The 18,318-nt window shown below is 66.6% G+C and carries 20 protein-coding genes, 6 tRNA genes and 1 riboswitch; of the genes, 19 read left to right on the forward strand and 7 right to left on the reverse strand.

The window, feature by feature from the left end; translation table 11 throughout:
* Positions 1-103: 103 nt before the first annotated feature.
* Positions 104-1,144 (forward strand): cell division protein ZapE, encoded by a 1,041-nt coding sequence (gene zapE, locus QFZ33_RS10135; RefSeq protein WP_307027078.1) that lies wholly within the window; start codon positions 104-106, stop codon positions 1,142-1,144.
* Positions 1,145-1,261: 117 nt separating this feature from the next.
* Here zapE and QFZ33_RS10140 read toward each other — a convergent pair whose 3' ends face one another.
* The 6 genes from QFZ33_RS10140 to QFZ33_RS10165 form a co-directional block, all read right to left on the reverse strand.
* The gene (locus QFZ33_RS10140; RefSeq protein WP_307027080.1) at positions 1,262-1,498 is read right to left on the reverse strand and encodes an antitoxin; all 237 of its coding nucleotides are present in this window, start codon (positions 1,496-1,498) and stop codon (positions 1,262-1,264) included.
* A gap of 148 nt (positions 1,499-1,646) precedes the next feature.
* A tRNA-Val gene (locus QFZ33_RS10145) sits at positions 1,647-1,718 on the reverse strand.
* A gap of 54 nt (positions 1,719-1,772) precedes the next feature.
* Positions 1,773-1,845 (reverse strand) — tRNA-Gly (locus tag QFZ33_RS10150).
* 59 nt (positions 1,846-1,904) lie between these two features.
* Positions 1,905-1,976, reverse strand: a tRNA-Val gene (locus tag QFZ33_RS10155).
* Between the two features lie 38 nt (positions 1,977-2,014).
* Positions 2,015-2,085 (reverse strand) — tRNA-Cys (locus QFZ33_RS10160).
* 47 nt (positions 2,086-2,132) lie between these two features.
* Positions 2,133-2,205, reverse strand: a tRNA-Gly gene (locus tag QFZ33_RS10165).
* Positions 2,206-2,513: 308 nt separating this feature from the next.
* Here QFZ33_RS10165 and QFZ33_RS10170 point away from each other — a divergent pair.
* The 15 genes from QFZ33_RS10170 to hisF all read left to right on the forward strand — a co-directional run bounded on the left by QFZ33_RS10170 (position 2,514) and on the right by hisF (position 14,499).
* Positions 2,514-2,585: transfer RNA gene (locus QFZ33_RS10170), tRNA-Val, on the forward strand.
* A 117-nt stretch (positions 2,586-2,702) separates the two neighbouring features.
* Entirely contained in the window at positions 2,703-3,548 is an 846-nt protein-coding gene (locus QFZ33_RS10175; protein ID WP_307027083.1) for a cytochrome, read from the forward strand.
* 57 nt (positions 3,549-3,605) lie between these two features.
* Complete coding sequence (gene def / locus QFZ33_RS10180) at positions 3,606-4,208, forward strand: peptide deformylase (RefSeq protein WP_214846890.1); 603 nt, start codon at positions 3,606-3,608, stop codon at positions 4,206-4,208.
* Positions 4,205-5,125 (forward strand): methionyl-tRNA formyltransferase, encoded by a 921-nt coding sequence (gene fmt, locus QFZ33_RS10185; RefSeq protein WP_214846887.1) that lies wholly within the window; start codon positions 4,205-4,207, stop codon positions 5,123-5,125. Before def ends, fmt begins: the two co-directional genes overlap by 4 nt.
* Entirely contained in the window at positions 5,122-6,771 is a 1,650-nt protein-coding gene (locus QFZ33_RS10190; RefSeq protein WP_307027087.1) for an RsmB/NOP family class I SAM-dependent RNA methyltransferase, read from the forward strand. Before fmt ends, QFZ33_RS10190 begins: the two co-directional genes overlap by 4 nt.
* A gap of 73 nt (positions 6,772-6,844) precedes the next feature.
* Positions 6,845-7,501: a ribulose-phosphate 3-epimerase gene (gene rpe / locus QFZ33_RS10195; RefSeq protein ID WP_307027088.1), complete on the forward strand. Its 657-nt coding sequence runs from the start codon at positions 6,845-6,847 to the stop codon at positions 7,499-7,501.
* A 120-nt stretch (positions 7,502-7,621) separates the two neighbouring features.
* Positions 7,622-7,769: riboswitch (FMN riboswitch) on the forward strand.
* Positions 7,770-7,864: 95 nt separating this feature from the next.
* Positions 7,865-8,575: a nicotinamide riboside transporter PnuC gene (gene pnuC / locus QFZ33_RS10200; RefSeq protein WP_307027089.1), complete on the forward strand. Its 711-nt coding sequence runs from the start codon at positions 7,865-7,867 to the stop codon at positions 8,573-8,575.
* Positions 8,576-8,625: 50 nt separating this feature from the next.
* Positions 8,626-9,738, forward strand: a complete 1,113-nt coding sequence (gene ribD / locus QFZ33_RS10205) for a bifunctional diaminohydroxyphosphoribosylaminopyrimidine deaminase/5-amino-6-(5-phosphoribosylamino)uracil reductase RibD (RefSeq protein WP_307031760.1) — start codon at positions 8,626-8,628, stop codon at positions 9,736-9,738.
* Positions 9,738-10,415 carry a riboflavin synthase gene (locus tag QFZ33_RS10210; protein ID WP_307027091.1) on the forward strand — a complete coding sequence of 226 codons (678 nt, stop codon included), beginning with the start codon at positions 9,738-9,740 and terminating at the stop codon, positions 10,413-10,415. Before ribD ends, QFZ33_RS10210 begins: the two co-directional genes overlap by 1 nt.
* A complete protein-coding gene (gene ribB / locus QFZ33_RS10215; RefSeq protein WP_307027093.1) occupies positions 10,412-11,140 on the forward strand; it encodes a 3,4-dihydroxy-2-butanone-4-phosphate synthase in 729 nt (242 codons plus the stop codon). Before QFZ33_RS10210 ends, ribB begins: the two co-directional genes overlap by 4 nt.
* Positions 11,137-11,838 (forward strand): GTP cyclohydrolase II, encoded by a 702-nt coding sequence (ribA, locus tag QFZ33_RS10220; protein WP_307027095.1) that lies wholly within the window; start codon positions 11,137-11,139, stop codon positions 11,836-11,838. The genes ribB and ribA overlap by 4 nt, the downstream gene beginning before the upstream one ends.
* An 18-nt stretch (positions 11,839-11,856) precedes the next feature.
* Positions 11,857-12,339 carry a 6,7-dimethyl-8-ribityllumazine synthase gene (gene ribH / locus QFZ33_RS10225; RefSeq protein ID WP_003801528.1) on the forward strand — a complete coding sequence of 161 codons (483 nt, stop codon included), beginning with the start codon at positions 11,857-11,859 and terminating at the stop codon, positions 12,337-12,339.
* Between the two features lie 152 nt (positions 12,340-12,491).
* The gene (locus QFZ33_RS10230; protein WP_307027097.1) at positions 12,492-12,755 is read left to right on the forward strand and encodes a phosphoribosyl-ATP diphosphatase; all 264 of its coding nucleotides are present in this window, start codon (positions 12,492-12,494) and stop codon (positions 12,753-12,755) included.
* 58 nt (positions 12,756-12,813) lie between these two features.
* Positions 12,814-13,674 carry an ATP phosphoribosyltransferase gene (hisG, locus tag QFZ33_RS10235; protein WP_214846867.1) on the forward strand — a complete coding sequence of 287 codons (861 nt, stop codon included), beginning with the start codon at positions 12,814-12,816 and terminating at the stop codon, positions 13,672-13,674.
* Between the two features lie 48 nt (positions 13,675-13,722).
* Positions 13,723-14,499: an imidazole glycerol phosphate synthase subunit HisF gene (hisF, locus tag QFZ33_RS10240; RefSeq protein WP_307027100.1), complete on the forward strand. Its 777-nt coding sequence runs from the start codon at positions 13,723-13,725 to the stop codon at positions 14,497-14,499.
* A gap of 239 nt (positions 14,500-14,738) precedes the next feature.
* Here the strand turns inward: hisF and QFZ33_RS10245 are convergent, their stop codons facing one another.
* Positions 14,739-15,383 (reverse strand): TIGR03085 family metal-binding protein, encoded by a 645-nt coding sequence (locus QFZ33_RS10245; RefSeq protein ID WP_307031762.1) that lies wholly within the window; start codon positions 15,381-15,383, stop codon positions 14,739-14,741.
* 138 nt (positions 15,384-15,521) lie between these two features.
* Between QFZ33_RS10245 and hisI the strand changes: the two genes are divergently transcribed.
* The 3 genes from hisI (at position 15,522) to QFZ33_RS10260 (ending at position 18,290) form a co-directional block, all read left to right on the forward strand.
* On the forward strand, positions 15,522-15,965 hold the full coding sequence (gene hisI / locus QFZ33_RS10250) for a phosphoribosyl-AMP cyclohydrolase (RefSeq protein WP_307027101.1): 444 nt from the start codon (positions 15,522-15,524) through the stop codon (positions 15,963-15,965).
* 94 nt (positions 15,966-16,059) lie between these two features.
* Positions 16,060-17,655 (forward strand): anthranilate synthase component I, encoded by a 1,596-nt coding sequence (locus QFZ33_RS10255; RefSeq protein ID WP_307027102.1) that lies wholly within the window; start codon positions 16,060-16,062, stop codon positions 17,653-17,655.
* The gene (locus QFZ33_RS10260; protein ID WP_307027104.1) at positions 17,655-18,290 is read left to right on the forward strand and encodes a Trp biosynthesis-associated membrane protein; all 636 of its coding nucleotides are present in this window, start codon (positions 17,655-17,657) and stop codon (positions 18,288-18,290) included. Before QFZ33_RS10255 ends, QFZ33_RS10260 begins: the two co-directional genes overlap by 1 nt.
* The last annotated feature ends 28 nt before the right edge of the window (positions 18,291-18,318 follow it).

The following is an 18,318-nucleotide window of genomic DNA, read 5'->3' on the forward strand; positions in this document are numbered from 1 at the left end:
TGTGCTTGCTCACGGCGTCGCTGGTAGTAAGGCGTTGCCCGCGGGGCGGGCGGCCAATGCCGGTATTCTTGCTGGGGACAAATCACCAGCAGAATGGACCACCTTGGTACAGATCGAAAAGCTCGCCACCCGGACGCCGGCGGTGTCGGTGGATGAGCTCCTCAAAGGTTTTTACCCATCGCCCAGGTTCGGGCAGGTGTCCTTCGCAAGCTACCGGCCCGACCCGAAGCAGCCAAGCCAGGCGGCGGCGGTGCACGCACTGCAGGCTTTCGCCGGCGGAATCGGCGCGGGAGACGGCGGGGGATTGTTCAAAAAGCTCTTTGGCAAGAAGGACGCCACCACCCGCGCCGGCATTTACCTCGACGGCGGATTCGGCGTGGGGAAAACCCACCTGCTGGCATCGCTCTGGCACGCTGCCCCTGGCCCCAAGGCCTTTGGCACCTTTGTGGAATACACCAACCTTGTGGGTGCCCTGTCCTTCCGGAAGACCGTCGACGCACTGAGCTCCTACAAGCTTGTCTGCATTGACGAGTTTGAACTTGACGATCCGGGCGACACGGTCCTGATGTCCCGCCTCATGCGGGAACTGGCCGACGCCGGCGTGAAGCTCGCGGCCACGTCCAACACCCTGCCCGGCTCGCTGGGCGACGGCCGCTTTGCCGCCGTGGATTTCCAGCGTGAGATCCAGGTCCTGGCGGACCAGTTTGACGTCATCAGGGTTGACGGCGAGGACTTCCGCCACCGCGGCCTCCCAGCTGCGCCGGCACCGCTGCGAAACAGCGAACTCCACACCCACATGAAGGCGGAGTTCGACGGCAAGACGGTTGCCGAGGATGACTTCGGCACCCTCATCTCGCACCTCGCGGGTGTCCATCCGAGCCGCTACCGCAAGCTGCTTGACGGTGTGGACGGCGTTGTCTGGCGGGACGTGGAAACCATCACCGAGCAGGCGGTGGCGCTGAGGTTTGTGGTGCTGGCCGACCGCCTTTACGACAAGGACGTTCCGATCCTTGCCAGCGGCGTGCCGTTCGACAAGCTGTTCACCGAGGAAATGATGAACGGTGGCTACATGAAGAAGTACTTCAGGGCGGTCTCCCGGCTTACAGCGCTGGCCCGCGAAGGCCAGAACCACGAGCCCTCGTAGACACGGGCTTCTGTAAACAGGCAAGTCTTCTTTCGGGAACGCGAAAGGTGCCGGCACCGCCTCTCGGCGGGACCGGCACCTATTTGACGTTTAGGGGCGAAGCCCGGAAAGTCCTGGCTACGGAGCCTTCTCAGCCGGCGGCACGTTGTCCGCCGGTCCCTGGGTTGGCCTCTCATTGGCTTTGTCAACGAGAGTGGAAGCGCCAGTCTGGACCTTATCCACCTTGCTGGTGTATTTGCCGCCCGTCTTGGAGTCGACAAAATCACCTGCTTTGGTGATGCCGTCCTTGATGGCCTGCTCGTTGCCGCGGATCAGACCCTGAGCTTTGCCCTTCAGATCGTCAAGTAAACCCACGAGCACCTCCCTTCAATTGCGGAGCCAGTTCGCTCCTCCGCATTTGATCCTAGCCCCGAAGGCCGTGCCTGCCAAGGAGTTCTTGACAAAATTTGTCAAGCAGTATGAGGACAAGAAAAAAGCAGCTCCGGAGAGCTGCTCTGTTTCGTGGGCGATACTGGGATCGAACCAGTGACCTCTTCCGTGTCAGGGAAGCGCGCTACCGCTGCGCCAATCGCCCGGAGCCGGTGAAGCCGGCGGTATTCCTGGGTTCGGATCCTAAGTATCAAAAGAGAGCGGACGACGAGATTCGAACTCGCGACATCCACCTTGGCAAGGTGGTGCTCTACCAGCTGAGCTACGTCCGCATTTTGAAGTTCAGCCGTGTGGCCGAGCGTTCAACTACAAGCAAGTTTCCTTGCTCTCGTGGGCGATACTGGGATCGAACCAGTGACCTCTTCCGTGTCAGGGAAGCGCGCTACCGCTGCGCCAATCGCCCATTGCATCCGGCAAAACCGGAAACCATGGTTTTCACCGAGGTGGGTACGGGATTCGAACCCGTGTATACGGCTTTGCAGGCCGCTGCCTCGCCTCTCGGCCAACCCACCGTGTAAGCGTCGATTCCGGAGAATCAGTGCCGTGACAGTGTCCTGCGAGCGGACGACGAGATTCGAACTCGCGACATCCACCTTGGCAAGGTGGTGCTCTACCAGCTGAGCTACGTCCGCATTTCGGAGCCGCGATTACTTGCCGTATTCGGCAGTTCGTCGCGTTCCAACGAGTAAGAACTCTATAGGAGGTTCCGGGAAACTCCAAATCGAGGACTGGCGGCATGGCCGGGGAAGCCCTACTTCCTTGAATTCTAGGGAAATTCTTGAATTACAGGGGTGTAGTTTCGGAAGCCTGGACTGGCTGGCTCCGTCACGGTCCGTGGCCTCGGGCGCTCCTTGGGCACCTTGCCCCACTAACCTTTTCCATGGGTCAGGACGCCGATTTCCGTTAACCCGCGATCGTCCGCTAGCATTCAAATGCATCGGGGCGATTGGCGCAGTGGTAGCGCGCTTCGTTCACACCGAAGAGGTCACTGGTTCGAACCCAGTATCGCCCACCGATGGAAAGTCCGTTCAGCCCAGGAGATAGAACTGGGAGGGGCGGGCTTTTCTGTTTCTGCGTCAACGTTTCGGTATTCGCATCACTTGTCTGACCCCCGTGAAAGAGTCTCACCATGACCGCTCCACTCCTCGCCCACGCCACGGAATATGGCCGCATGTACGCCCGCTCCACCACGGAGCAGTTCACGGTTCCCTCCATTACCACCGTCATCGGGCAGCAGCCCCACGGACTGGACGGCTGGTTTGGCTACATGGGTGCCAGCAGCCTCGCCAAGGATCCCTCGCTGCCGGAGATCCTGGGCAGCCCCGCAAGGGTGCGGCAGGCGGTTAACCGTGCGGCCAAGGCGGCCGAAACCTATCGGGACGAGGCCGCGCAGCGCGGGGACCGGGTGCACTACTACTGCGAGCAGGTGGCGCTGCGCGCCCTCGGCAGGCCGCACCAGATGAAGGAAGCCCGTGAAGCGCTGGCCTCCAACGGCGAGGAGGGCTTTGCCGCCCGCTTCGATGAGTGGTGGGAGTTGTTCCGGGTGGAGCCGATCGCGCCGGAGATCACCGTGTGGAACAAGACGGTTGGATATGCAGGAACTCTGGACCTCGTCGCGAGGATCAACGGACGGACCTGCCTCATCGACTACAAAACCAAGGGCACAACGCGTGACGGGCAGGTCAAGCCCTTGGACGACAAAGTGGTCATGCAGCTTGTTGCCGGCATGAAGGCGGAGGAAAGCCTGGTGGATCCCGTGGCAGGGGAGTGGGAACCGTGGCAGCACGGCGATACCCCGGTCCTGCTCGCCGTCGCCATCGGTGAAACCGAGGTGCGCCCCGTCCGCGCAAATCCGGAAGTCCTGAAGCACCACTGGTGGAAGTTCTGTGCTCTGCGGCGGGTGTGGGAAATGTCCGCGGACACTGTCAGCGCCGGACCCGCACTGCTGCCGCTGGCACCGCCGGTGTTCTCCTGAGAGCAACTAAACTGGACTCGATCCGTTTACCCGTTCACCGTGAGGAAATGACTGCACATGGCAATTCTGAATATCCGTATCATCGGCGATCCCGTGCTTCGCACGGTTGCCGACCCTGTCACGGATTTCGGGCCGGAGCTGGCCAGGCTCGTTGCCGACATGACCGAAACGATGGAGGACGTGGAGGGTGCAGGCCTTGCCGCGCCACAGATCGGAGTCAGCCTCAGGGTCTTCACCTACCGGATCGGCGGCGTTGAAGGCCACGTCATCAACCCGGTGCTGGAAAACAGCGAGGATTATCAGGCGGACGAGGTAGAGGGGTGCCTCTCCATCCCCGGCCTGGGCTTCCCGGTCCGCCGCTACCGCAGCACCCGCGTGACCGGCGTCGACATCAACGGCAACCCCGTCTCGGTGGAGGCGGAGGGCATGCTTGCCCGCTGCTTCCAGCACGAAACCGACCACCTGGACGGCATCCTCTTCACTGACCGGCTCGAAGGTGAGGACCGCAAGGCCGCCCTGCGTTCCATCCGCAACGCCAACTACGACTCCATCACCGAACAGACCACTGCCAAGCGCGCCAAGACCGTCGGCTCCAGTTTCGGCGGCGGCAGCTTCGGCGCGGCAACGTCCGGAACCGGCAGCTTCGGCGCTGCCGGATGAGGGTCCTCTTCGCCGGAACACCGTCCGTCGCGGTCCCCTCGCTGGATGCGCTGGTGGCCGCCGGCTTCGAGATCGTCGCGGTGCTGACCCGGCCGGACGCGCCGGTGGGACGCAAGCGTGTACTCACGCCGTCGCCCGTTGCTGCCCGGGCCGCCGAGCTCGGCATCGACGTCATCCACGCGTCCCGGGTGGACGCTGCCGTCACCGAACGGATCGCCGAAGCCCGTCCCGACGTAGCGGCGATCGTCGCCTACGGCGGGCTTGTGCCCCGGGCGGCCCTGGACATTCCGCAGCACGGCTGGATCAACCTGCACTTCTCACTGCTGCCGGCCTGGCGCGGTGCGGCTCCCGTGCAGCGGGCCGTCATCGCGGGCGATGACATCACGGGCGCCGTGACTTTCCAGCTCGAGGAGGGGCTCGACACGGGCCCTGTCATTGGCACGCTGACCGAAGCGGTCGGCCCGGAGGACACCTCCGGGGCGTTGCTTGAACGGCTGTCCCACAGTGGCGCCGTCCTGCTCGCCCAGACCCTGTCCGCTGTCGGGTCCGGTGCGGCGTCGCCCCGTCCCCAGCAGGGCGAAGTAACGCTCGCGCCCAAGCTCACTCTCGATGACGGCCGCATTGAGTGGTCGGAGCCGGCCCTGTCCGTGGGCCGCCGCGCGCGCGGCGTGACGCCCGAACCGGGAGCCTGGACCACCCTTGATGGCCAGCGGCTGAAGCTTGAGCCGGTACGGCTGCGTCCCGACGTCACGGATGTTCAGCCGGGACAACTGTCTTTGGCCGGCAAGAGCGTGTTGGTGGGCACGGGTTCGCATGCTGTCGAACTCACCAAGGTGCAGCCTGCTGGCAAGAAAATGATGGCCGCAGCCGACTGGGCGCGCGGCCAGGCCTCCCTCGAAAGCGTGGTATTTCAATGAGTGACTCCGGCAGAAGCGGATCCGGGCAGGGACGTTCCAGCCGCGGCGGCCAGCGCGGTTCGGGCGCCGGTGGTTCAGGTACAGGCGGCTCAGGGTCTGGCGGCTCTGACCAGCGCCGGGGCGGCGGAGGAGCCAGTCGGCGCGATGCGCAGGGCAGGGAGCGAAACCGAGGCCCGCAGCGCAGCTTCACCGAGAGCGCCCCGTCGCAGCGCACCCGCAGGGCGGACCCCGCCAGGCTGGTGGCCTTTGAAGTGCTGCGTGCGGTCGCGGCCGAGGACGCCTATGCCAACCTCGTGCTGCCGGGGCGCATCCGGCAGCACGGCCTGGACCGCCGCGACGCCGGATTCGCCACGGAACTGAGCTACGGTGCGCTCCGTAACCAGGGCACGTACGACGCCATCCTCGGCCGCTGCGTGGACAGGGCCCTGGACAAGCTGGATCCGGCTGTCCTGGATGCCTTGCGCATCGGGGTCCACCAGCTGGTGGCAATGCGCGTACCCGCCCACGCGGCCCTGGACCAGACCGTCGGCCTGGCCCGTGCGGTCATCGGCGCCGGTCCCTCCGCCCTGATCAATGCCGTGCTCCGGAAGGTAGCGGCCCGCAGCCTGGACGAGTGGCTGGACGAGCTGGTTGCCGGCGAGCAGGACGAGACCAAGGTTGCCTCCGTCCGGTACGCCCACCCCGAGTGGATTGTCCGCGCCCTGCGGCAGTCGCTGGTGGCCCACGGCCGCCCGGTCGGCGAGATCAATGACCTCCTGGAAGCCGACAACGCGGCCCCCGTGGTCAACCTGGTGGCGCTTCCCGGGCTGGGAAGCCTGGACGAGGCCCTGGAAAACGGTGCCGTCCCCGGCGAACTGGTGGAAGGATCCGCCCTTTCCAGCGGCGGTGACCTCGGCCGGCTGGAATCCGTCCGGTCAGGCACCACACGCGTGCAGGACGTCGGCTCCCAGCTGGTGGCCAGGGCCCTGGCGGCTGCCAGCCTCGAGACAGGGGCTGGCGAAGGTGCAGCGCACGGCGGAAACGCGGTAGAAGGGGAAAGTGCCGCAGGGGAGGCCTGGCTCGATCTTTGCGCCGGACCGGGCGGCAAGGCAGCCCTGCTGGGCGCGCTGGCGAACGAACGCGGAGCTACGCTTGTGGCCAACGAGCCCGCCCCGCACCGGGCCAAACTGGTCAGACAGGCGCTGTCCGCTGTTCCGCCGGACGTCTGGACGGTCAGGACCGGCGACGGCCGCGAGGTCGGGTCGGAACAGCCTGCCGCCTTTGACCGTGTGCTGGTGGACGTGCCCTGCAGCGGACTTGGAGCCTTGCGCCGCCGGCCCGAATCCCGCTGGCGCCGCACGCCGAAGGACCTGGCCGATCTGGGGCCGCTGCAGCGCGAACTGCTGAACTCAGCGCTGGCGGCCGTACGGCCCGGCGGCGTGGTGGCCTACGTGACCTGCTCGCCGCACCCGGCCGAAACCACCGCGGTGGTCAGCGACGCCCTGCGGAAACGCGAGGACCTGGAACTCTTGGACGCCGGCAGCGTGCTGGATGCCGTCAGCCTGCGCGGCGGCCTGGGCGCGGGGCATGAGAAGACCGCCCAGCTGTGGCCGCACGTCCACAGCACGGACGCGATGTTCCTCGCTCTCATCCGCCGCAAGCGCTGAGTTCCGCCGCAGGCGCTGACTTCCCACCGACTGATCCCAAACCCCGGACCACCGTCCCGCGAAAGGACCCAGCATGACGCAGTGCTGCATCAACCCCAGCATCCTCTCCGCCGACTTCGTGAACCTCGAAGCCGAGCTGCAGAAAATCAGCAACGCTGATTCCGTGCATGTGGATGTAATGGACAACCACTTTGTCCCCAACCTCACCCTGGGACTCCCCGTGGTCCAGCGGATCCAGGCGGTCAGCCCGGTTCCGCTGGACGCGCACCTCATGATTTCGGACGCCGACCGCTGGGCGCCCGGTTACGCGGACGCCGGCGTTGCTTCCGTGACGTTCCACGCCGAAGCGTCCATCGCGCCGGTGAAGTTGGCCCGCGAGTTGCGCGCGCGGGGTTCGAAGGCCGGGATGGCGCTGCGTCCCGCCACTGCGCTGGAGCCCTACCTGGACATGCTTTCGGAGCTGGACATGCTGCTGATCATGACCGTGGAGCCCGGCTTTGGCGGCCAGGCGTTCCTCGACCTCACGCTGCCCAAGATCCGCCGTGCCCGCGCCGCCATCGAGGGATCCGGCGTGAACGTTGCCATCCAGGTTGACGGCGGAATTACCGAGGAAACCATTGTCCGGGCCGCGGAAGCCGGAGCGAACGTCTTCGTCGCCGGGTCCGCAGTGTATGGCGCCGCGGATCCATCCGGCGCCATCGACCGGCTGCGCAAGGCGGGCAGCCTCTAGCATTTGGTCCCCAAGGGCCCGTCATGGAGGCGGCAACCGGCCTCCATGACGGCCATCGTGACGGTTTGCAGCGGGAATAGCCTGGGCACCCGCCAAGTTGTGTCAGAATAGCAACACACAATACGTGCTCCGGGGTCGGTGTAAGTCCGAACCGGCGGTGACAGTCCGCGACCCGCGAGCCGGTGTTTCCTTACGGAAGCCCGGCAGACGGTTGAACCGGTGAAATTCCGGTACCGACAGTTAAAGTCTGGATGAGAGAAGCACGTACAGCTGTACTTGTGGCGTTCCACAACGCCGCTGCGTTTCGCTGTCGTATACCCCCGGAGCATTCTCGGCTCTTGAGGGAAGGAACGACACGCACGCATGGACATCCTGCGTTGGCTCTTCGAGGCACAGATCCCCGTGGGCGGATCAGTGCTCATTCTCCGCGAAGTGCTGGGAAACATCTTTGGCCTGGCCAGTGCCCTCGGCGGCATGCGGCGCAAGGTCTGGGCCTGGCCGGTGGGCATCGCCGGCAACCTTCTTCTGCTGACGGTCTTTCTGGGCAACGTCTTCGGCTCCGCCACGCCGGCCACGCTCTGGGGTCAGGCCGGGCGGCAGGCCATGTTCATCATCGTGGCCGTCTACGGCTGGCAGCGCTGGCAGCAGAGCCGCCGGGCGGCAGGATCCTCGACGGCGATTGCGCCCGCCTGGGCAAGTGCCAGGACCCGGGTGGCGCTGGGGCTCGCGCTGGTGGCCGGCACTGCTGCCCTCACCCCGCTCTTCGACTCCCTGGGCTCCTACCCGCCGGTGTGGGCTGACGCCTGGACCTTTATGGGCTCGCTCCTGGCCACCTACGGCATGGCCCGCGGCTGGACCGAGTTCTGGCTGATCTGGGTTGCCGTGGACGTGGTGGGCGTTCCGCTGCTCTTCAGCGCCGGATACTTCGCCAGTGCCTTCATGTACCTTTTCTACGGCTTCTTTACCCTGGCCGGCTTCATCGTCTGGTGGCGGGCGTCCCGGGCCCAGGCCAAGACGGACCCCTCGGCCGTCAAGATTGAGACCGCCTTCCCGGACCCGGCGGTGTCCAAGTGACTGCTGCCCATAAGCCGGTACCGGCCTTCACCGCCGCTGAAACAGCCGCCATGGACACAGCCCTGGAAGCCGCCCTGCAGGGCCCCCGGGGCGCCAATCCGCTGGTGGGCGCCGTCGTCGTCGGACCTGACGGAAGCCAGCTGGCCACGGGATACCACCGTGGTGCCGGCACCGCGCACGCCGAAGCCGACGCGATAGCGACGGCGATCAGCACCGGCGTCGACCTTCACGGGTCCACCATGGTGGTCACCCTGGAGCCGTGCAACCACGTGGGCCGTACGGGGCCGTGTGCCCAGGCCATTATCGACGCCGGGATAGCGAACGTCGTGTACGCCATCGACGACCCTCATGACCCCGCCGCCGGCGGGGCCGCCACCCTGCGGGCGGCGGGAGTCGGCGTGCGCAGCGGACTGGCCGCCGAGCGTGCGCTGGAGTTGAACCGGCGCTGGTTCCAGGCCGTGGACGCAAAGCGCCCCTTCGTTACCCTGCACATCGCCCAAACCATGGACAGCCGGATCGCGGCCGAGGACGGCACCAGCCAGTGGATTTCCAGCCCGGAGTCGCTGGCGGACAACCACGCCATCCGGAGCAGGATCGACGCGATCCTGGTTGGAACGCAGACCGTGCTGGTGGACAACCCCCGCCTGACCGCCCGCGACGCCAACGGCGACGCCACCGGAAAGCAGCCGCTGCGCGCCGTCATGGGACTTCGCGACGTGCCGGAAGACGCCGCCGTGCGCGGCGACGACGGCAAGGTCCTGCACCTTCCGACGCGGGACCCGCGCGAGGCGCTGGCCATGCTGTTCGCCGCGGGCATCAGGCACGTCATGGTGGAGGGCGGATCGAGGATCCTCAGCGCCTTCCTGGCCGAAGGGCTCGTGGATGAACTCATCGTCTACCTGGCCCCTACGCTGCTGGGCTCCGGTACGCCGGCACTTAACGGCCTCGGCATTGGAACGCTGGCGGAGGCGCAGCGCTGGGAATGGGATGCCGCGTCCGGCGGCGCGGTCCAGTTCCTGGGCAGGGACCTTCGCCTGCACCTGCGTCCGGAGGCAGCCGCAGCGGCACAGTCAGTATCAACACAGTCAACATCAACACACTCAACGTCAACCGATTCACTACCTGTCCGCGCAGCAGCGGACACAGCCATGGGAGGCTACTGATGTTCACCGGAATTATCGCCGAACAGGGAGAGGTCCTGTCCGTGGACCGGAACGGGGACTCGAGCGCAACGCTGCGCCTGCACGCCCCCGGAACCGCTGACGGGCTGCCGCTGGGCGGCTCCATCGCAGTCAACGGCGTCTGCCTCACCGCCACGGCCATCGACGGGAAGGACTTCAGCGTCGACGTCATGGGCGAGACCCTCATCCGCAGCACCATCGGCGAGCTTGCGGCGGGCGACCCCGTCAACCTGGAACGCTGCGTCCCGGCCGGTGGGCGCCTTGACGGCCACGTGGTCCAGGGGCACGTGGACGGCGTCGGCGAACTGCTCGAACGCGAGCCGCAGGGAAACTGGGAACGGCTCCGGTTCGGAGTGCCCCAGCGGCTTGCCCGCTACATCGCGGAAAAGGGGTCCATCGCCATCGACGGCGTCTCCCTCACCGTCACCGAGGTCAGCCCGGCAGCAGAGACGGCGCCGTGGTTCGAGGTGGGGCTCATCCCCACCACCCTGGCCGACACCGGCCTTGGCGCCAAGCCTGCCGGCAGCAGGGTGAACCTTGAGGTGGACGTGCTGGCCAAGTACACCGAGCGGCTGCTTGCTTTCCGCACGGAAGGCACGGAAGGCACGGAGTACGGCATGGAAGGCACTGCAGTTACGGAAGGCGAGGTCCAGCGATGAACGGCACGGCAAAGCTCGACGCGACGGTTACCGGCGCCGTGGCTTCCGGCGCCCTGGCCCTGGACCCGATCGAGGACGCCGTCCGCGCCCTGGCGGCCGGCCAGCCGGTCCTCGTGGTGGACAACGAGGACCGGGAAAACGAAGGCGACATCATCTTCGCCGCCCAGCACGCCACCCCGGCGCTCATGGGCTGGACCATCCGGTACAGCTCCGGCGTCATCTGCGTGCCGCTGGACGGTGCCCGGGCCGACGCGCTGGAACTGCCGCCCATGGTGGAGGTCAACCAGGATTCGAAGGGCACGGCCTACACCGTGTCCTGCGACGCCGCCACCGGCGTAAGCACGGGCATCTCGGCCACCGACCGGGCACTCACCGCCCGCGTCATCGCCGATCCGCAGAGCGGGCCCGCCACCCTGACCCGTCCCGGGCATATTTTCCCGCTGCGGGCCGTTAATGGGGGAGTGCGTGAACGCCCCGGCCACACCGAAGCGGCCGTCGACCTCTGCCGGCTCGCCGGACTGGAGCCGGTGGGCGTGATCGCCGAGGTGGTGTACGACGACGGTGAGATGATGCGGCTGGACGGCCTCCGGGTTTTCGCTGCCGAGCACGGCTGCCCCTTGATCTCGATCGAGGACCTGGTTGCCTATCTGGGAGCCGGCCACCGTGTAGCTTCACAGGAGAGCAGTTTGGAAGTCGGTCCGGCCGGAGAAGGGGAAACACGATGACGGCATCTCAAGCAGCGGAACCGAGCAGCAACGGCCGGTCCCCGCATCCGGTGAGCAAAGGACCCGTGGTGCAGCTGCCTACGGCGTTCGGTAGTTTCGTGTCGCAGGCCTGGACCGACCTGGTGACCGGCGCCGAACACCTCGCCGTCAGTTCCCCGAATCCGCCCAAGGACGGGAAGGCGCCCCTCGTGCGCCTGCATTCGGAATGCCTCACGGGCGATGTTTTTGGCTCCTACCGCTGCGACTGCGGCGAGCAGCTCGCCTACGCCCTGGAACTGATCGCCGAGAACGGCGGCACGCTGCTGTACCTGCGCGGCCAGGAAGGCCGAGGCATCGGGCTGGCCAACAAGATCAAGGCCTACGCCCTGCAGGAGGCCGGGTTCGACACCGTTGAGGCCAACGAACAGCTGGGACTGCCCGTGGATGCCCGCTGCTACAAGGCTGCGGCGCAGATCCTGGCCGAGATGGGCCTGCACGAGATCCGGCTGCTGAGCAACAACCCGGACAAGCAGAACCGCCTGGCCACGGCCGGCGTCAAGGTCGTCGAGATGGTGCCCACCGAGGTGCCGTCCCGCGAACAGAACCTCCGGTACCTGCAGACCAAAAAGGACCGCATGGACCACCTGCTGACCCTCGATACCGAGACCGCGGGCCTGCCCCGCACCGGCACTGACATTTTTGACCTCGAACAAGACTGAACGGATCACGAAGACCTTATGAGCGGACACGGCGCACCCCAGATTGACCTCACCACCCTGGACCCGGCTGAAACCTCGCAGTTGAAGCTGGCGATCGTGGCGGCAAGCTGGCACACGCAGATCATGGACGGCCTCCTGGACGGCGCCCTGCGGGCTGCCAAGGACGCCGGCATCAACGAGCCGACGGTGCTGCGCGTACCGGGCAGCTTTGAGCTTCCGGTCGCTGCCGCGCGGCTGGCACCGCACTTTGACGCCGTCGTCGCCCTCGGCGTCGTCATCCGCGGCGGTACGCCGCACTTTGACTACGTCTGCCAGGCCGCGACGTCGGGACTCACCGACGTGAGCGTCAGCACCGGCGTGCCGGTCGGGTTCGGGGTGCTCACCTGCGACACCGAAGAACAGGGGCTGGACCGGGCAGGACTGCCCGGATCCTCCGAGGACAAGGGGCACGAGGCCGTCACGGCCGCACTGTCCACGGCACTGTTGCTCAAGAACTACTAAGTGCCCAAGCAGTACTAAAGAATATTTTCCCAGTTTCGGGGCGCTGCGGGGATGCGGGCGCAAGCACACGGCGTGTGTAATCGCTCACATCCCCGCCGTCATGGAACTGCCCGACAGGCGGGCCCCGGCCCCGAGCAAGTAGGCTGGAGTGCGTGAAGAATTTCGAGACGCTGTTCGCAGAACTGAGCGAGAAGGCAGCGACCCGCCCCGAGGGCTCCCGCACCGTCGCTGAACTGGAGTCGGGAATCCACGGCATCGGCAAGAAAGTCGTGGAGGAAGCGGCCGAAGTCTGGATGGCCGCCGAGTACGAATCCGACGAAGCCGCCGCCGAGGAGATCTCGCAGCTCCTGTACCACCTGCAGGTCCTGATGCTCGCCAAAGGACTCGGCCTGGAAGACGTCTACAAGCATCTCTAGCCGCCTCTGCGTGGCCCCGCTTGCCTGACACAAACTTCCAGACCAGAAAGACCTCATAATGCTGCGTGTAGCCGTACCCAACAAGGGATCCCTGTCCGAAGCCGCGTCCGCGATGCTGTCCGAGGCGGGCTACCGCCAGCGCCGCGATACGCGCGAGCTGGTCATGGTGGACCCCGACAACGACATCGAGTTCTTCTTCCTCCGCCCCCGGGACATCGCCGTCTACGTCGGGCAGGGAACGCTCGACGTCGGGATCACCGGCCGCGACCTCCTGCTGGACGCGCAGGTGGAGGCTGAGGAACTGCTTCCGCTCGGCTTCGCCGCCTCGACGTTCCGCTTCGCCGGGCCGATCGGTGACTTTCGCACGGTAGATGAACTCGAAGGCAAGCGCCTTGCCACTAGCTACGACGGGCTCCTGCGCGATTACCTGGCGGAGCGCGGCATCAAGGCGAAGGTGGTCCGGCTGGACGGCGCGGTGGAATCCTCCGTGCGTCTCGGCGTCGCGGATGCCATCGCCGACGTCGTGGAAACGGGCAACACCCTCAAGGCCGCCGGCATGGAAATCTTCGGGGATCCGATCCTGAAATCCGAGGCCGTCCTCATCCGCCGCACCGGCGACGGCGGGGCCGCCAACGGCACGGCCAAGGAGATCGAGGTCCTGATCCGCCGCCTGCAGGGTGTGCTGGTGGCGCGGCAGTACGTGCTCATGGACTACGACATCCGCAAGGAGCTCGTGGAGCAGGCCGCCGGCCTCACACCCGGCCTGGAATCACCCACCGTCTCGCCGCTGCGCGATTCCGAGTGGGTGGCCGTCCGCTCCATGGTGCCCAAAAAGGAAACCAACCGGATCATGGACGAGCTATACGACCTCGGCGCCCGCGCCATCCTGGTCAGCAGCATCCACGCCTGCCGGATCTGACCCGGTTTCCCCCAGACAGCACACCGCAGCAGTACAACAGGAGAAGTCATGGCTGTAGCCGTCCGCGTTATCCCCTGCCTGGACGTTGATGCCGGCCGCGTGGTCAAGGGCATCAATTTCGAAGGCCTTCGCGACGCCGGGGACCCCGTGGAACTGGCGCACCGCTACGACAACGCCGGTGCTGACGAACTTACCTTCCTGGACGTGACAGCGTCCTCCGGCAACCGGGAGACGACGTTCGACGTCGTCCGCCGCACCGCCGAGGAAGTGTTCATCCCGCTCACCGTCGGCGGCGGCGTCCGCGGCGTCGCCGAGGTGGACAAGCTGCTGCGCTTCGGCGCCGACAAGGCTTCCATCAACACCGCCGCCGTGGCCCGCCCCGACGTCATCGACGAAATAACCCGGCACTTTGGTTCCCAGGTGCTGGTGCTGTCCGTGGATGCCCGGCGCGTCCGCCCCGGATCCCAGCCCACGCCGTCGGGCTTTGAAGTGACCACCCACGGTGGCCGGCAGGGCACCGGAATCGACGCCATTGCCTGGGCCAAGGAAGCGGCGGACCGCGGGGTTGGTGAGATCCTGCTGAACTCGATCGACGCCGACGGCACCAAGGACGGCTTCGACCTCGAGCTCATCCGGCTGGTCCGGTCCGCAGTCAAGGTTCCGATCATCGCCTCCGGCGGCGCCGGGGAACCCGCGCACTTCCCGCCCGCTGTCCAGGCCGGAGCGGATGCCGTCCTGGCCGCCTCCATCTTCCACTGGGGCCCGGACGACATGATGTCCCAGGTCAAGACCGCAATTCGCGACGCCGGCTTCGAGGTCCGCTAATCGCCGCTGGTTGAGCTTGTCGGAAACCGCGGCTGGTTGAGCTTGTCGGAAACCGCGGCTGGTTGAGCTTGTCGGAAACCGCGGCTGGTTGAGCTTGTCGGAAACCGCCGCTGGTTGAGCTTGTCGGAAACCGCCGCTGGTTGAGCTTGTCGGAAACCGCCGCTGGTTGAGCTTGTCGAAAACCGCCGCTGGTTGAGCTTGTCGAAACCAGATTTCGGCAAGCTCAATCTGCGGTGACGTTAAAGCCCGACTTCGGCTGACTGGAGGAGCGCGACGGCGTCCGGCTGGCCCTCGAAGGTGACCAGCGCATGGCGGGTGCGGCCGTGGGCGTGCATCAGCAGCTCACCCGGTTCCCCCACGATAGCCACGGACACTGGTGCGCGCTTGGCGACGTGCCTGGGGCCCGAGGGGCTGACCAGGACGATGCCGAGGTCCACGCCGCGGTAGAGGATGGCTGCCCGCTTGACGAGCTCATCCCACAGGGCGTCCGAGTATTCCGCGTCGAGGGCGCGGGGGGCCCAGCGGTCAACGGCGCGCCGGATGTCCTCCGTGTGGACGAAGTATTCGATCAGGTTGGAGCTCTCATCCAGCGCCTTGATCTTCATGGGCGAGAGCGCGGGCGGTCCGGCGCGGAAGGAGTTCACGAGCTTGGCATACTCGTCGGCGGTCCGGAGCTTTCCGGCCAGGCGGGCGGTTGCCTTGTCTGAGGCCTTGGACAGGCGCTTGATGATCAGTCCGAGCCCGACGGCGGCTTTCCGCTCCCGCAGGTACAGGTGAGCTGCGAGGTCCCTGGTTTGCCAGCCCTTGCAGAGCGTGGGGGAGTCAGGACCGGCCGCCAGCAGGGTCTCGGCCAGAACTTCTCGGGACGGATCGACGAAATGCATCACTTGGAAAACTAGCACGTCCCCGTGAGAGTTGCGCAGTCTGTTGATATAGGTGAATTTGTGCCCTTGTTCACAGGGCGGCAGTGTGACAGGCATCCCTCGTGCCAGCGTCCCGGCGGGGGCACTAGACTTGACGTGATGTCTGAGCAGCCCGCCCCCAGCCCCGCCCCCGCCCCAACGGCCGGTGCCCCTTCGTCCGACGCCCGCGAAAGCCTCCTGCCCGGAAGCCCCCTTCCGGCCGGGATTGCCTCGGCGCTGAAGCGCGACGGCGCCGGACTTGTGGCTGCCATCGTGCAGCAGTTCGACACCAATGAGGTCCTCATGCTGGGCTGGATGGACGACGAGGCCCTGAACCGGACGATGACCACCGGCCGCGTGACATTCTACTCGCGCTCCCGGCAGGAGTATTGGCGCAAGGGTGACACTTCCGGCCACGTGCAGTGGGTCAAGTCGGTGGCCCTGGACTGCGACGGCGATGCCCTCCTCGTGCGGGTGGACCAGGTGGGCGCAGCATGCCACACCGGTACACGCACCTGCTTTGACGGCCGGGCCGTCGACGTTGTGGCAGGTCCGGCCAGCTAGCGGCCTACGCTATTCCCCCCGACAGGCCTCTTCCACCCAACAGGCGCCTCCACCCACTAGGCACTATCCAAGAACAGACGGAGAACCAATAGCGATGCAGGACCTCGGAATCATCAGCCCTGGCCTCGAAGAATTCCGGGAACTCGCCGCCCACAGCCGCGTCATCCCTGTCCGGCTGAAGGTGCTGGCGGATGCCGAAACGCCGATCGGGCTGTACCGGAAACTGGCGCAGGGCCAGCCGGGCACGTTCCTCATGGAGTCGGCGGCTGTCGGCGGTGCCTGGTCCCGCTACTCCTTCATTGGTTCCCGGTCCCGGGCCACGCTCACCACCAAGGACGGACAGGCGCACTGGCTGGGGGAGCCGCCGGCCGGGGTGCCCGTGGACGGAAACCCTGTTGATGCCATCCGCGACACCATCGAGGCGCTGCGCACTGACCGGTTCGACGGGCTCCCGCCGTTCACCTCCGGGCTGGTGGGCTTCCTGGGCTGGGAGACGGTCCGCCACTGGGAAAAGCTGACCAGTCCGCCCGAGGACGACCTGCAGCTTCCGGAGCTGGCCCTGAACCTCGTCACCGACATGGCCGTCCACGACAACATGGACGGCACTGTGCTGCTGATCGCCAACGCCATCAACTTCGACAACAGCTCCGAGCGCGTCGACGAGGCCTGGCATGACGCCGTCGCCCGGGTGAAGGAACTGCTGGCACGCATCAGCACCCCGGTGCTCCAGCCGGTGTCCGTGCTGGAGCCTGCGGCCCTCGATTTTGCCGCCAGCGTCCAGGAACGCTGGCACGAGCCCGAGTACCTCGCCGCCCTCGACCGCGGCAAGGAAGCGATCGTGGACGGCGAAGTCTTCCAGGTGGTCATCTCCCGCCGCTTCGAGATGGAATGCGGGGCGTCGCCGCTGGACGTCTACCGGGTGCTGCGCAACACCAACCCCAGCCCGTACATGTACATCTTCAGCCTCGAGGACGCCGCCGGCCGCCAGTATTCGATCGTCGGCTCGTCGCCGGAGGCGCTGGTGACCGTCACCGGCGAGGACGTCATCACCCACCCGATTGCCGGGTCCCGGCCGCGCGGCAAGACCGTGGACGCGGACAAGGCGATGGCTGAGGAGCTCCTCGCGGACCAGAAGGAACGGGCGGAGCACCTCATGCTGGTGGACCTGTCCCGGAACGACCTGTCGAAGGTGTGCGTAGCCGGTTCCGTGGACGTCACCCAGTTCATGGAGGTGGAGCGTTTTAGCCACATCATGCACCTGGTCTCCACCGTCGTCGGTCGCCTGGCTCCGACGGCGAAGGCCTATGACGTCCTGAAGGCCACCTTTCCGGCCGGAACGCTTTCCGGCGCCCCGAAGCCCCGCGCCCTGCGGCTCCTGGATGAACTCGAGCCCCACCGGCGCGGCATCTACGGGGGAGTGGTGGGTTATCTGGACTTCGCCGGCGACATGGACATGGCCATCGCTATCCGCTCCGCTTTGCTGCGCGAAGGACGTGCCTACGTCCAGGCGGGCGGCGGCATCGTGGCGGACTCGAGCAACCCGGCCGAGGCGCAGGAAACCGTCAACAAGGCGGCGGCCCCGCTGCGGGCTGTCCACACGGCCGGCTCGCTGCACAACATCACGCCGGACTCAGTCAGCAGTCCCCGCTCAGCCAGCAGCCCCGGTTCAGTCACTGAGGCAAACTCCTGATGGCGGTTCCCGCAGGATCCGCCGTGCCGGGCAAAACGCGTAGCACGGTCCCGGGCTGGGCCCGCAAGTCCACGGTGGTGCTGCTGATCGCGGCCCTGGCGCTGGCAGTCTTCGGCACCACGACGCAGACCTGGCTGACGGTCCACCTCGACCCCCAGCAGCTGGGCCAGGCCGCCGGAAACGAAGGCGGCCTCCAGGTCCAGGGCAGCAAAGCCGCCACCACGGTCACCGCCCTGGCCCTCGTGGCGCTGGCTGGCGGCCTCGCGGCCTCCATCGCCGGGAAGATCGCTCGCTGGGTCATCACGGCCATCATCGTGTTGGCGGCTGCCGGCATCATCGCCGCGGCAGCCACCGTCCTCGCTGATCCGCTGTCCGCCGCCCAAGGATCCATCGCCGCCGCAACTGGGGTTTCAGGAGGCACCGCGGACGTGAGCGTCAGCGCCTTCCCGGTGCTGGCCGTTGTCGCAGGTTCCCTGCTCGCCGTCTGCGGCCTGCTGGTGGTTCCGGCTGGACGGTACTGGAAGTCCCGCACCAAGTACGATGCCGCCGCGGCGGGTCCCGCAGCCGACCAGAGCGGCCCGGTGGACGAGATCGACAGCTGGGACAGGCTCTCCCGGGGTGACGACCCCACCTGAGCCGGCGGGTCACGCAGCCGTGCGCCCG

Source organism: Arthrobacter globiformis, from assembly GCF_030815865.1.
GTDB classification, from domain to species: domain Bacteria; phylum Actinomycetota; class Actinomycetes; order Actinomycetales; family Micrococcaceae; genus Arthrobacter; species Arthrobacter globiformis_B.

Coding starts and splice junctions, on each gene's coding strand:
- QFZ33_RS10190 (WP_307027087.1), top strand. CDS start 5,122: ATGAGTGACTCCGGCAGAAGCGGATCCGGGCAGGGACGTTCCAGCCGC.
- hisF (WP_307027100.1), top strand. CDS start 13,723: ATGGCTGTAGCCGTCCGCGTTATCCCCTGCCTGGACGTTGATGCCGGC.
- rpe (WP_307027088.1), top strand. CDS start 6,845: ATGACGCAGTGCTGCATCAACCCCAGCATCCTCTCCGCCGACTTCGTG.
- fmt (WP_214846887.1), top strand. CDS start 4,205: ATGAGGGTCCTCTTCGCCGGAACACCGTCCGTCGCGGTCCCCTCGCTG.
- ribB (WP_307027093.1), top strand. CDS start 10,412: ATGAACGGCACGGCAAAGCTCGACGCGACGGTTACCGGCGCCGTGGCT.
- QFZ33_RS10175 (WP_307027083.1), top strand. CDS start 2,703: ATGACCGCTCCACTCCTCGCCCACGCCACGGAATATGGCCGCATGTAC.
- QFZ33_RS10260 (WP_307027104.1), top strand. CDS start 17,655: ATGGCGGTTCCCGCAGGATCCGCCGTGCCGGGCAAAACGCGTAGCACG.
- QFZ33_RS10210 (WP_307027091.1), top strand. CDS start 9,738: ATGTTCACCGGAATTATCGCCGAACAGGGAGAGGTCCTGTCCGTGGAC.
- pnuC (WP_307027089.1), top strand. CDS start 7,865: ATGGACATCCTGCGTTGGCTCTTCGAGGCACAGATCCCCGTGGGCGGA.
- hisI (WP_307027101.1), top strand. CDS start 15,522: ATGTCTGAGCAGCCCGCCCCCAGCCCCGCCCCCGCCCCAACGGCCGGT.
- def (WP_214846890.1), top strand. CDS start 3,606: ATGGCAATTCTGAATATCCGTATCATCGGCGATCCCGTGCTTCGCACG.
- QFZ33_RS10255 (WP_307027102.1), top strand. CDS start 16,060: ATGCAGGACCTCGGAATCATCAGCCCTGGCCTCGAAGAATTCCGGGAA.
- QFZ33_RS10245 (WP_307031762.1), bottom strand. CDS start 15,383: ATGCATTTCGTCGATCCGTCCCGAGAAGTTCTGGCCGAGACCCTGCTG.
- ribA (WP_307027095.1), top strand. CDS start 11,137: ATGACGGCATCTCAAGCAGCGGAACCGAGCAGCAACGGCCGGTCCCCG.
- hisG (WP_214846867.1), top strand. CDS start 12,814: ATGCTGCGTGTAGCCGTACCCAACAAGGGATCCCTGTCCGAAGCCGCG.
- ribH (WP_003801528.1), top strand. CDS start 11,857: ATGAGCGGACACGGCGCACCCCAGATTGACCTCACCACCCTGGACCCG.
- ribD (WP_307031760.1), top strand. CDS start 8,626: ATGGACACAGCCCTGGAAGCCGCCCTGCAGGGCCCCCGGGGCGCCAAT.